Consider the following 14,340-nt stretch of genomic DNA (forward strand, 5'->3'; position numbering starts at 1 on the left):
TTGCCGTATCAGAAGCTGGCGGAAGATCTGCGGGGGTTGTCGGGTGCGATGCAGGGTGCGATCGCGCAGGTGGGGTATTCGATGCCCCCAGCGGTGGGGGACCAGTTCGTCGGGGCGATGAGGCTGTTCGTCGACGACAACGGCGTGAACCATTTGTACCGGATGGCGGATGAGCTGGAGAAGACGGGCGATCGGCAGGTCGGCCGCTCGAGGCAGTTGGCCGAGGGCAAGTTCGAGATTCTGATCGAGTTCTCTCTCATGAATCTCGAGTTGGCGTTGATTGCGCTGATGTCGGTGTTCACGGGTGGGTTGTCGCTGTCCGAGGCGGTAGCGGTGCGGGCGCGCACCGCTTTGTCGATCATTTTGATCATGCAGCGGATGGGGCGTGCTGCTCCGACGCCGTTCACGGCGGTGCTGGAGGCGCTTGAGGAGGCGTTCACGTCGTTCTTCGCGCAGTTCCTGTCGATGACGGTGCCGGAGAATCCGGATCGGCGGCGGAAGGGCTTCGACTGGGGTGACGTCGGCAAGTCGGCGCTTGTCGGCTTCTTCGCCGGGTTGTTCGGCGGTGCGCTGGGCGAGGTTTACGGGAAGTACGTCGCGAAGCATTTCAAGGACAAGCACTGGCTGAAAGAGGGCTCGGAAGTTCCGTTCGCTTTTGTGAACGAGGGTCAGGCTGAGACGTTCGCCATGGGGCTACAAAAGCTAATATTTGAGGGGAAGTTCGGGCTCAGCTGGCAAGATTTTTGGATGTCGGGTGTCAGCGGTGGGTTGACAGCCGGTGCGGAGATCGCGGTGAGCACGGCCGGCCTGGCGCTGCACCACCAGTTTTTCCAGAAGACTTCGCTGAACGACAACTTTTTCGGCGACAAGCCGGGTGTGTTCGACTCGCCGGACGCGGTGCGGGACAACAGCGGCCACCCGTTGGCGGTTGGCGACTGGGAGGGCGCGCAGTTCACGGCGTCGCCCGATGGGTTCGGCGTCGAGGGAAGCGCCGGTCTGGGCGTCCCGGATTCAGGGCGGCCCGCCGTTACGCTCTCCTCTCAGCCCCCGCTTCTGCTTCCGCCTGGACCGAACGGCCCCGAAGTTCCGGGTCCGGTGGGGGCGGAGGTCGGGCTCGAGGCGGTTGCTACTCCGGGATCCCTGCCGGGTGCGGACGTCCCTGACTTGGGAGATGCTCCACAGTTCCCCAGCGACCTGAGCGGTGTCAGCGACCTCAGTGGTGTCAGCGACCTGAGCGGTGTCAGCGACCTGAGTGGTGTCAGCAGTTTCAGCGACCTGAGTGACGTCAGCAGTGTCAGCGACCTGAGTGGTGTCAGCAGTGTCAGCGACCTGAGTGACGTCAGCGATTTCAGTGACGGGTCGTCGGTTTTCAGCGATGTCAGCGATGCGTCGTCGTTCACCGATGTCGGGGACGACTCCGTGTCCGCCTCGGACGTCGGTATGGACACCGGTATGGACACCGGTGTGGGGCTTGTGAAGGGTGTGGGAGCGCCTGCGGCGGTGGCCGATGGGGCTGTCGGCGCGACGGGAATGTTCAGCAGGTCTGGCTTGCACGAGGCTGCGGACGTGAACGGTGAGCTGCAGGCGGCGCGTGGCGGGGCGGGCTTGGAGGGTTCTGTCGGGGTCGGCGGGGAGGTGCGCGGTCCGGCGTCGTCGAGCGGGGCTCGGGCCGAGGACGGCACGGTCGAGCGGGTGCAGCCGCAGGACGAGACCGGGCTCGTGTTGGAGGGAACGCACGGAGTTGGCCAGGACGACGGGCTGGGCGCCGGGGGTTCGCGCATGCCGACGCTGTCCGGGGCCCCCGAAACGCCTGGCACCTCGACAGGCGCTGGTTCTGCTCAGCTGTCTCGCACCGGCAGCCCGATCTCCGCGACGGGTCTTGAGACCGGCGAGCAGCCGGTCGGCCCGCAACGGACCGGCGAACCGCGGACGAGCCCGCAGGACAGCCAGGGCTTCGACGCGGTCGCGGACACGGAGGTGTCCCAGGGGCGGGAGGACGGTCGCACGGGCGAGCTCGAATCCATGCCGGCGCTCAGCGGTCCGGCCGTCCCGGTCGGCCCCGCCGTCTCCGCGGTTCCCGCTGCGGGCGTGCCGACCGTTCCGGGTCAAAGCCCTGCGGGTCAGAGCCCTGCGGGTCAGAGTCCTGCGGGTCAGAGTCCTGCGGGTCAGAGTCCTGCGGGTCAGAGCCCTGCGGGTGACAGCGAGGCTATCGCTTCGGCTCCGTCGCAGGCTGTGCCGACCGCTCCTGTGCAGGGTGCCCCCTTCGTCCCAGCTCCGGCCGCAGCCGCAGCCGGGACCGGGTCCGGGTCCGGGTCCGGGTCCGGAAGGGGGGACGGGTCAGGGGTCTGGTCGGCCGACACGTCCGGCGCCGAGACCACGAGCTCTGCCTCGACGCCGACGCCGACGCCGACGCCGACGCCGACGTCGTCCGCTACGCCGCCTCCTTCCTCGGGCTCGGTCTCCGGAGCCCAGGTGCCGGACAGCCGGCCTAGCGTCCGGACGCCCACGACCAGCGGGGACCCCAGGCCCGTCGGGGGCCAGGTCCGTTCCGCGGCCGTCACTGGCGCAGCTGGCGTCGGCGTGGTCGGCGGTCGACCGGCCCGGCAGACCGCGCCGGGTGCGGCCAGGCCGTCTGTGGAGAGCACGGCCCCGCGCATCGTGGTGGAACCGGTCGCAAGTGCCACGCAGGGCGGTGTGCTGCCCGCTCAAGCGCAGCGCGGCGCGGGGCGCGACGGCGTACCCGGTCGGCGTTCCGGGCAGTCCCAGGCCGCGGCTGCGGCTGCGGCTGTGTCGGCGGGCCAGCCCCTCTCCGGTGACTTCACCTCCGCTCGCGACCGCAAGCCGTCCGGTGGTGGGCGGGCGGAGTCCCGGTGGCAGGCTCCTGATGCGGTGGCACGGGAGATCACCGACTCCAGCGGCAGGCGCATCGGGGTGATGTCGTTCAACGCCAAGGATGTCAAGGCGCGTAAGGACGTCTACGGCAAGCTTGGCGGGCAGAGCCGTTATGTGCAGTGGCGGATGGACGCCGTCAAGGGGAAGGTCGGTGAGTGGCGGGACCTTCCCGAAGGGTTCGGGGAGTCCTTCTTCCTGGCGCTCCACCATGACGAGAAGGGATTCCACGTCGTCGGGCCGGACGGGCGCAGCGTGGTTTGGAGCGCTGAGGAGGTCGGCCAGGAACTGCGCGCGCGTAAGAAGGAGCTGTCCGGCTTCAAGCAGATCACTTTGCTGTCCTGCACGGCTGGGGCGGAGTCCACAGCCCCGGACCGCGCGCAGATCGACGCGCAGATCGTCGCGGACGTCTCCGGGTGGACGGTCAACGCACCCGTCGGCCAGGTGGCATTCACCGAGTCCGGCGGCCAGGATGCGCGCGTCAACCTGAAATACGACGCCGACGGCAACGCCACCACCTGGCGAACCTTCCACCCCAAGACCACCTCAGCAACCCCCGACACCACCCCCGGCACCCCCCACAACGACAACACCACACACACGACCACCCCCAACACAACCACCCAACTCCCCCCCCACGGCTGGAACACGCCAAGAAACCAAGCCAAGAAGCTCAAGCCGCTCTACCTCCTGGCCGACGGCAATGCAGTCACCTCCCTGAGCTCGTTGAGCGATGCTCGCGCGCGGGGCGTCCTGCCCTGGCATGTATGGCGGACCCTGGCCTCCTTCACGAAGGAAACGACGAAGGCGCTGATCGACACCAGCGTTCTGTCCCAGCGGGAGCTGCACGAGTTGGTGGACCAGTTCTCCGGGCTGGCCGAGTCGAGGTGGGCTCGCGAGGTTCGGGACTTCGCTTCCCGTCTGGACCGTGCGGCTCGTGCCGCCGGCGGCGGGGACGGCAGCCAGGTCCTGTGGACCGGTGAGGAGGTCCAAGCTCGTTTCCAGGAGCTCCAGGCGTCGCTGGGCGGCCTGGAACGGCTGCTGAGCGACGGGGACTTCTACGACGCTCTCACTGAGATTGACCGGTTGAGCGACCGTTGGAATCGGTTGCTCCGTCGAAAAGGCGGCGTTTCAAGGGCCGCTGTCCGCCGCAGCGTACTCAAGCGTGCGGCCGAGGTGCGGCGTTCCGCCGATGTGGTGGCGAAGGCGTTGAACGGCTTCATGGTGGACGCTGCCCGTTTCGGCGGTCAGTACCACTTGAGGGACAGTTATGTGCCGATGGTGGCGGCGGCCCGGAATCTGGCGGACGTGGTGGAGCGCGCGGCGGCGGCCAGGGATGCCAGCGAGCTGGTCCGGGATGGCCTGCGGCCTGTGGCCCCACGCACGTTGGGGGCGCTCGCCGAACATGTGCGGGCCTACCGCGGGCGCAGGGCGTATGCCAGCGTCCCGAGAGGGACCCTGTGGCACGACGTCGTGCCGGGTCTCGATGAGATGACGCGTGCGGATAGGGCTGAGTTCGTGCGGGAGTTGTCGCGCGGCAACGTCGCGTCGTTGCGGTCGGACGTGGGTGACCTGCTGGGCGACAGGCAGTGGCGGGACCTGTATGAGCGGCTGCGGAACCTTCCGCTGAGGCTCAAGCACGCCACGCCGGCCTTCCACGCCATCGCCAACAGCGGTGTGCTGGTCTCGCAGTGGGCGCTGGAACGTCAGGGCGATGCCTTCCTCGCCTCGGGCTGGACCACGGCAGACGCGTGGATGTTGGGCAACGAGGCCTTCGTCTTCTTCCGGGTGGAGTTGGGAGAAGCCCCAATGCAGACCCGGTACGGTCCTACCACGCTGGTCTTCGGCCTCGAGGAGCTGGAGCGGCTGGGCGGCTGGGTGAGCCTCCACGACCAGCTCGACCCGCTGATCCGGTCGAGCATGCGCGAGCTGCGGGTGCCGGGCCGCGAGAGGCCTCTGCGCTCCTCCAGGGTCCTGGATGGCATCGACCGTGACGGGCGTACCCAGTGGGTGAACACCTACCCGGATGCGCCGGCCGGCCAGCGGTCGGTTCTGGTCTCCTTCGAGGAGGAGGTCTTCCACGGTGCGGACGTGCGCGAGGGTCTCGCGTTGTCCGTGCTGCGCGAGGTGGCGCGGATCGGCGGGGACTTCCCCCGGCATGCGTTCGGCCTCGACGAGGAGGGGCTCGGCAAGCTGGTCTCACGCTTGTACCGGCCGGAGGCGAAGTTCGCCCCCGGGCTGCCGATCGACCTCGGACTCACGGAGCAGCCGACCGGATGGCCGCGGCCCATCGTCGTGCACAACCCGGACGGCGACGGCCGCTATCTGTCTGACGGTGCCATCGACCCGCTGGCCATGGCGGCGACCAAGGCCGCCCGCGAAGCGGACGAACTGGCGCTCGAACAGGAGAGGCATTGGACCGATTTCCAGACGGAAGTCGCGGAACTCCAGACATCGTCAAGAGCGGACAAGGACAAAGTACTGCTCGAGGAAGCGGAGAATTTTCGGCGTTTTCTAAACAACCTAGTTCGTGATTACGGGAGCGCCGAGCACAAAGTGTTCGACAGGCTCGAGGAATTCAAGTCTTACGCTGAGGGCAGTCGCCGGGAGCTTGCCGAGCGACTGCTCAAGGAGCGAGCGGACAAGCGGGCCGAGGTCACCGCACGCGCCAAGAAGATGCTTGAGGAAGTCGAGCGGATAATCGCTGACCCTTCGGGGTTCGCCACGGGAGAGAGGCTGTCGCCCTTCGACGCGGCGTACGCCGATCCCGCCTGGAACTCGCAGAGTCTGCTGTATGAAGGCATGGTCGGCCGGGCGCTCGCCGCCAGCCCCGCGGTGATCAACGAGGCCAGGCGGGCGGTCTCCGAGCTGCATGCGCTGTTGTCGAGCCATTACGGCGCGGAGGCGGCATCCCGGGTGTTCCTGGACGCCGAGCCGCGCAACGCCGCCGAGACGGTGCAGGCCTTCGACCATCTGCTCGGCGAGAGCGGCGAGGCGACCCTGACCGACCTGATGGACGCGTTCCGGCGCGCCGCCTACGCCAATACCGAAGAACAGCGGAACACCCTCGCCGACCTCTGGGAGAGCAAGCCCGAGCTGAGGCCGGAAGGCCTGCTTGCACGCCCGCAGTCCGACTCGCCATACTCCGCCGACGAGCGGCAGAGCCTGACCAAGCGGGGATTCCCGCTGTCGGCCGGTCCGCCCGACAGCGAGCAGTGGCTGCTGGACGCGTATGACCAGTTGGGCGTGGCCGACAACCCGTCTGTCTTCCTTCTGGCGGTGATGAGCCACTCGCTGGAATCCGGCACGGCCTCGATGGTCGAGGTGTTCCAAGCCATGCAGGCGGTGCACCCCACGGAGGATCTTGCCGAGATCCTCTCAGGCGACGCGGTTGGCATGTACCGGAAGTTCGAGGCCGTGGTCGCCGCCGCACTGCCCGAGTCCGTACCTGAATGGCTCCGTGAGGCGTTGACTCTGCCTCACCTGCGCTTCTACAGCTCGATAAGTCAGGCGGCCAGCCGGGAGGCCTGGTCGTTGGGGCCCGATGACCTACAGCAGGTGTTCGCGTCGCCCGACAACCAGTGGCCGGGCGCGCCGACGGACCAGACCCTCAGCGTGGCTGCCGCCGTCGAGCAGTGGAAAGCCGATCATCAGCAGCAGGGCTCCGTCCACCTGCAGCAGGCGCACATAGCCGCCCTGCAGCTGCACGCCATCACCGAACACCCCGCAGACTTCTTTGAGAAGTTCACCTCCCGTTTTAACGTCGACACCAACCGGCTGCTCACCAACTGGCTCGACCGCTGGGAGGATCTCGCGGCTGCGCGGGTGAAAGCGCGCACCCTGGGCCCGTACAGCGGTGACGACGACCTGCTTCTGCGGCTCCTCGTCCAGAGTCCGCAATTCAGGAAGACGGCGGCGGAGCTGGACCAGGTCGTAACCCGAAACACGCCTGATTGGCCCGTACATCTCATCCGTGCCGTCACGCGGCGTCTGGACCAGATAGCCGAAACCACCTTGCGCTTCCTGCCCGTCCACGCGTACACGGTGAAAGAGGCGTTGGCAGCGCTGCCGCTTGTGGGCAAGGAAGTCTTCCTTCCGGTTTGGATGCGGGGAACCGCCGTCGAGAGCCCTCTCGAGCCTGGCAGCGAGATTCGTCTCGAGTTGGGCCACAGAGCAACGACTCACCTAGAGGAGGCGATCCAGCTCCTGCCCACACCGAAGCGCGACGAGCCGCAGTATCTGGCCGTCTTGCGTGTGGGCGACTCCACGGGCCGCGATGTCACCCCCTTCTCCGACCGGCCGGACAGGAAACTGGTCCTCTTCCCGCCGGACATGAAATTCACCGTGGTCGGCAAGCGCAACGTCCAGGGCCCAGCGGGTTCGGCTTACGTAGAAGTGACCGTCTCCGAGGCGACCCCGCTCCCCTCCGCCACGCCGCGGCCCCAGACCGAGGCCGCGACCCAGGACACACCCGACCAGACGCCTCCGACGGAAGCACAATTCCCCAAGGGAGGCTGGAACTCGGCACCGGGCCAGGCCGAGGAACTCAACCCGCTCTATCTCGTGTTCGACGGCAAGGCGGTCACGTCGCTGCGCTCGTTGAGCGACGCTCCCGCGCAGGGCGTCCTGCCTTGGCGTGAATGGCGAGTCGGCGGTCCCTACACGCAGCTGAATATGAAGGCGCTGATTGACACCGGCGTTCTGTCTCAGCGGGAGCTGCACGAGCTGGTGGACCGGTTCGCCCGGCTGGATGGGTCCAGGTGGGCTCGCGAGGTTCGGGACTTCGCTTCCCGTCTGGACCGTGCGGCTCGTGTCGCCGGCGGCGGGGACGGCAGTCAGGTTCTGTGGACCGGTGAGGAGGTCCAAGCTCGCTTCCAGGAGCTCAAGGAGTCGCTCGGTGGCCTGGAACGGTTGCTGAGCGGCGGGGACTTCGACGAGGCGGTGGCGCTCGAGCGTGCGGTCGAGGTGCGGCGTTCCGCCGATGTGGTGGCGAAGGCGTTGAACGGCTTCATGGTGGACGCTGCCCGTTTCGGCGGTCAGTACCACTTGAGGGACAGTTATGTGCCGATGGTGGCGGCGGCCCGGAATCTGGCGGACGTGGTGGAGCGCGCGGCGGCGGCCAGGGATGCCAGCGAGCTGGTCCGGGATGGCCTGCGGCCTGTGGCCCCACGCACGTTGGGGGCGCTCGCCGAACATGTGCGGGCCTACCGCGGGCGCAGGGCGTATGCCAGCGTCCCGGAAGGCACCCTGTGGCACGACGTCGTGCCGGGTCTCGACGATTTGACGCGTGCGGATAGGGCTGAGTTCGTGCGGGAGTTGTCGCGCGGCAACGTCGCGTCGTTGCGGTCGGACGTGGGTGACCTGCTGGGCGACAGGCAGTGGCGGGACCTGTATGAGCGGCTGCGGAACCTTCCGCTGAGGCTCAAGCACGCCACGCCGGCCTTCCACGCCATCGCCAACAGCGGTGTGCTGGTCTCGCAGTGGGCGCTGGAACGTCAGGGCGATGCCTTCCTCGCCTCGGGCTGGAACAAAGCTGACGCGGGGTCGTTGGGCAACAGGGACTTCGTCTCCTTCCGGGTGGAGTCTGGGGACGCCCCCATGCAGACCCGGTACGGTCCTACCACGCTGGTCTTCGGCCTCGAGGAGCTGGAGCGGCTGGGCGGCTGGGTGAGCCTCCACGACCAGCTCGACCCGCTGGGCCGGTCGAGCATGCGCGAGCTGCGGGTGCCGGGCCGCGAGAGGCCTCTGCGCTCCTCCAGGGTCCTGGATGGCATCGACCGTCGCGGGCGGCGTACCCAGTGGGTGAACACCTACCCGGATGCGCCGGCCGGCCAGCGGTCGGTTCTGGTCTCCTTCGAGGAGGAGGTCTTCCACGGTGCGGACGTGCGCGAGGGTCTCGCGTTGTCCGTGCTGCGCGAGGTGGCGCGGATCGGCGGGGACTTCCCCCGGCATGCGTTCGGCCTCGACGAGGAGGGGCTCGGCAAGCTGGTCTCACGCTTGTACCGCCCGGAGGCGAAGTTCGCCCCCGGGCTGCCGATCGACCTCGGACTCACGGAGCAGCCGACCGGATGGCCGCATCCCATCGTCGTGCACAACCCGGACGGCGACGGCCGCTACCTGCCCGACGGCACCATCGACCCACTGGCCATAGCGGCGAGCAAGGCCGCCCGCGAAGCGGACGGCCGGGCGACCCAACCGGAGCATGGTTGGACCGGCTTCCAGACGATAGTCGCGGAACTCCAGGCGTCATCGAGGGCGGACAAGGACGACGTACTGCGGAAGAAAGCCGAGGGGTTCCAGAACCATCTACAGACAAGGTTTTGGGAGTACTGGAGAGCCGAGGGCAACGTGTTCCGCAGGCTCGTCGAATTCCGGTCTTACGCAGAAGACAGTCGCCGGGAGTTTGCCGAGCGACTGCTCAAGGAGCGAGCGGACAAGCGGGCCGAGGTCACCGCACGCGTCGAGGAGATGCTTGATGAACTTGAGCGGATAATCGCTGACCCTTCGGGGTTCGCCACGGGAGAGAGGCTGTCGCCCTTCGACGCGGCGTACGCCGATCCCGCCTGGAACTCGCAGAGTCTGCTGTATGAAGGCATGGTCGGCCGGGCGCTCGCCGCCAGCCCCGCGGTGATCAACGAGGCCAGGCGGGCGGTCTCCGAGCTGCATGCGCTGTTGTCGAGCCATTACGGCGCGGAGGCGGCATCCCGGGTGTTCCTGGACGCCGAGCCGCGCAACGCCGCCGAGACGGTGCAGGCCTTCGACCATCTGCTCGGCGAGAGCGGCGAGGCGACCCTGACCGACCTGATGGACGCGTTCCGGCGCGCCGCCTACGCCAATACCGAAGAACAGCGGAACACCCTCGCCGACCTCTGGGAGAGCAAGCCCGAGCTGAGGCCGGAAGGCCTGCTTGCACGCCCGCAGTCCGACTCGCCATACTCCGCCGACGAGCGGCAGAGCCTGACCAAGCGGGGATTCTCGCTGTCGGCCGGTCCGGCCGACAGCGAGCAGTGGCTGCTGGACGCGTATGACCAGTTGGGCGTGGCCGACAACCCGTCTGTCTTCCTTCTGGCGGTGATGAGCCACTCGCTGGAATCCGGCACGGCCTCGATGGTCGAGGTGTTCCAAGCCATGCAGGCGGTGCACCCCACGGAGGATCTTGCCGAGATCCTCTCAGGCGACGCGGTTGGCATGTACCGGAAGTTCGAGGCCGTGGTCGCCGCCGCGCTGCCCGAGTCCGTACTTGAAGGGCTGAGTGAGGCGTTGACTCTGCCTCACCTGCGTTTCTACAGCTCGATAAGTCAGGCGGCCAGCCGGGAGGCCTGGTCGTTGGGGCCCGATGACCTACAGCAGGTGTTCGCGTCGCCCGACAACCAGTGGCCGGGCGCGCCGACGAGCCAGACCCTCAGCGTGGCTGCCGCCGTCGAGCAGTGGAAAGCCGATCATCAGCAGCAGGGCTCCGTCCACCTGCAGCAGGCGCACATAGCCGCCCTGCAGCTGCACGCCACGACGGAACAACCCGCAGACGCCTTCGATGGGTTCACCTCTCGTTTCGACACCGAAACCGACCAACTGCTCACCAACTGGCTCGACCGGTGGAAGCGCCTCGCGGCTGCGCGGGTGAAAGCGCGCGCCCTGGGCCCGTACAGCGGTGACGACGACCTGCTTCTGCGGCTCCTCGTCCAGAGTCCGCAATTCAGGAAGACGGCGGCGGAGCTGGACCAGGTCGTAACCCGAAACACGGCTGATTGGCCCGTACATCTCATCCGTGCCGTCACGCGGCGTCTGGACCAGATAGCCGAAACCACCTTGCGCTTCCTGCCCGTCCACGCGTACACGGCGAAAGAGGCGTTGGCAGCGCTGCCGCTTGTGGGCAAGGAAGTCTTCCTTCCGGTTTGGATGCGGGGAACCGCCGTCGAGAGCCCTCTCGAGCCTGGCAGCGAGATTCGTTTCGAGCTGGGCCACAGAGCAACGACTCACCTAGAGGAGGCGATCCAGCTCCTGCCCACACCGAAGCGCGACGAGCCGCAGTATCTGGCCGTCTTGCGTGTGGGCGACTCCACGGGCCGCGATGTCACGCCCTTCTCCGACCGGCCGGACAGGAACCTGGTCCTCTTCCCGCCGGACGTGGCATTCACCGTGGTCGGAAAACGCATCGTCCGGGGCCCAGCGGGTTCGGCTTTCCTAGAAGTGACTGTCGACGAGGCGACCCCGCTCCCCTCCCCCACGCCGCGACCCCCGACCGAGGACGGCCAAGCCGAGGAACGCGATTCGCTCTATCTCGTGTTCGACGGCAAGGCGGTCACGTCGCTGCGCTCGTTGAGCGACGCTCCCGCGCAGGGCGTCCTACCCTGGCGTGAATGGCGGGCCCTGAGTCCCTACATGAAGGGAAAGACGAAGGCGCTCATCGACACCGGCGTTCTGTCTCAGCGGGAGCTGCACGAGCTGGTGGATCGGTTCGCCGGGTTGGACGAGTCCAGGTGGGCTCGCGAGGTTCGGGACATTGCTTCCCGTCTGGACCGTGCGGCTCGTGTCGCCGGCGGCGGGGACGGCAGTCAGGTTCTGTGGACCGGTGAGGAGGTCCAAGCTCGCTTCCAGGAGCTCAAGGAGTCGCTCGGTGGCCTGGAACGGTTGCTGAGCGGCGGGGACTTCGACGAGGCGGTGGCGCTCGAGCGTGCGGTCGAGGTGCGGCGTTCCGCCGATGTGGTGGCGCAGGCGTTGAACGGCTTCATGGTGGACGCTGCCCGTTTCGGCGGTCAGTACCACTTGAGGGACAGCTTTGTGCCGACGGTGGGGGCTGCCCGGAATCTGGTGGACGCGGTGGAGCGCGCGGTCAGGGCCGGTGACGCTCGCAACCTGAGCGTCGACGCTCTGCTACCGGTCTCCCCGGAGTCGATGCGAGAACTCACGCGGCATGTGCGGGACTTCCGTACCCGCAGGGGCTACGCCCAGATTCCCCAGGGCACACAGTGGCGAATGCGCTTCCCCGAACTGGCCGACATGGACCCGAGCGAGCGCCACACCTTCATCCAACGGCTTTCCGCCAAAAACATCGAGGCGCTGAGAAGTAGCGTCGCCCACGTGTTTGAACGTCAGGAATGGAAGGATTTTCACCAGCGGTTGATGAGTCTGCCGTTGCGGCTCAAGCATGCCACGCGGGCTTATCATGCCATCGCCAACAGCGGAGTGTTGATCTCCTCCGCGCAAATGCAGCGGGATGGAAATTCCCACCTCGCTTCCGGCTTTACTTTCGACGTGGACAAAACCGCCCTGGGGAATACGGACTTCTTGTTCTCCCGGGTCCAAGTCGGCGACGCTGCCATGCAGGCCGTTTACGGTCCCACGACCCTCGTTTTCGACCTGAACGAGCTGGAGCGGCTCGGCGGCTGGGTCTCCCTGCGCGACCAGCTCATACCGCAAGAGGGGGGGACCATGAGCGAGCTGCGGATGCCGGGACGGGAGACGCCGGCGCGCACCACCGCGCTGGCACCCTCCGTGCCCAACGAGGATGGGATGCGGACCGCTTGGGTTCACACATATCCCGACAGGCCCGGTACGCAGGCTACTGTCTCGTTCGATGAGGAGGTTTTCTACGGCTCGGATGTCCGTGAGGGCATCGTCCTGTCAGTGATGCGTGAAGTCGACCGCATCGGCGGCGAGTTCATGGAGCGGGCGCTCAACCTGGACAGTGACGAAGAGCTGGGCGGGTTGGTGACGAGCCTGTACTGGCCGGAAGCGAAGTTCGCTCCGGGGCTCCCTGTCGATCTCGTCGGGAGCGAGTTGGCGGAGGGCTGGCCGCGTCCCATCGCCGTACACAATCCGGACGGCGACGGACGCTACCTGCCGGACGGCACCATGGACCCGTACGGCAGGGCAGCGGTCGACAAGGCGTTGAAAGCCGACGACTTGCTGTACCGGATCGAGAAGGGGGCGAAGTCCCTCGGCAGACTGGTGGCCGACATCGACCGGGCCTCCACCGATAGTGTGAAATCCCGCGCGGAGCGCGAGGCGCACACCAAGTGGCAGCAAGTCTGGGAGGACCTAAGCCATATCTTCATCGCGATGGACAAGGCCATCGCGGCCTACGAGCAGTTCCGGAGGGCCTCGGTCGGGGAGCGCGTCGAGCTCGCGGACCGCCTGATCCGGGAGCGCCGGGATGCCCTGGCCCGGGCGAAGGAACGCGTGTCCGAGATCGAACGCGAACTTGCGAGTGCGATCATCGCCATGAGGCAGAGGACTCAGAATCCCAGCGTCGGGGCGGAGCAGTTCCCAACCCAGGGCTGGAATTCGCCCCCCGGGCAATCCGACGTCATGGATGACGAGCTGACGGGCTCGGATCCTGACATGCCGACGCTTTACCTCTACAGTCACCAGGGCGGGATCCAGGAGTATTCCTCAGCCGATGGAATTCCCGTCGAGGCTGTGGACTGGCGGGAATGGCGCAACCTGACCGAAGAGGAGCAGGACGAGTCGGATTACTGGGTGGATGGAGAGGCGTACTCTCAGCTGGACTTGGATGCGTTGGTCGATCACTTCGCCCGCACCGGCGCGGACGGGGCTGAGCGGGTTGCCCGCTTCGCGTCCGATGTGGACCGTGCGGCGCGTGCGGCCGGTGACTGGACCGGCGACCGTATCCAGTGGACCGGTGATGAGGTCCGGGAACGCGGTGCAAAGCTGGAAGTGGCGGTTACCGGGCTGGAGTTGCTGGTCGGGGGAGTCGCTCCGGTCGAGGACGCGGTTTTGCTGGAGCGAGCCGCCGAAGTGCGCGATATCGCCGATGTGGTGGAGACCGCGCTCCGTGGCCCCATTCGCGGTGCGGCTGCTCTGGGCGGTGTCTACCATCTGCGCAACGCCCTGGTGCCGTTGGTGGGGGTGGCCCGGAATCTGGTGGACGCGGTGGAGCGTGCGGTGAGGGCCGGTGACGCGCGCGATCTGAGCGTCGGCGGTCTGCTGCCGGTCTACCCGGAGTCGATGCGAGAACTCACGCGGCACGTGCGGAACTACCGCACGCGGAAGGGCTATGCACAGATTCCGCAGGGCACGCAGTGGAGCCAGATCGTGTCTCTGGACACATTGTCCCCGCAGGATCGGGTCGAATTCATTCGGAAGCTTTCGGAGCGAAACATTGATGGGCTCCGTACCCAGACGCAGCTCCTGTTGGGGCAGCAGGAGTGGAGGGATCTCTACCGGCGGTTGATGGACCTGCCGCTGCGGCTCAAGCATGCCACGCGGGCTTATCATGCCATCGCCAACAGCGGAGTGCTGATCTCCTCCGCGCGAATGCAGCGGGATGGAAATTCCCACCTCGCGTCCGGCCTTACCTTCGACGTGGACAAAACCGCCCTGGGGAGTACGGACTTCTTGTTCTCCCGGGTCCAAGTCGGCGACGCCCCCATGCAGACCGTTTACGGTCCCACGACCCTCGTTTTCGACCTGAACGAGCTGGAGCGGCTC

General features: G+C 67.1%; 1 protein-coding gene (only partly in view). It reads left to right on the top strand.

What is annotated here, in order from left to right:
* Positions 1-14,340, top strand: partial view of a hypothetical protein gene (locus OG395_RS56680; protein ID WP_327249993.1) — the start only. Its footprint extends 64,644 nt past the window's final position; 14,340 of the gene's 78,984 nt are visible here — the first part of the coding sequence; its start codon is at positions 1-3; its stop codon lies off the right edge, out of view.

Source organism: Streptomyces sp. NBC_01320 (assembly GCF_035974375.1).
GTDB classification, from domain to species: domain Bacteria; phylum Actinomycetota; class Actinomycetes; order Streptomycetales; family Streptomycetaceae; genus Streptomyces; species Streptomyces yanii.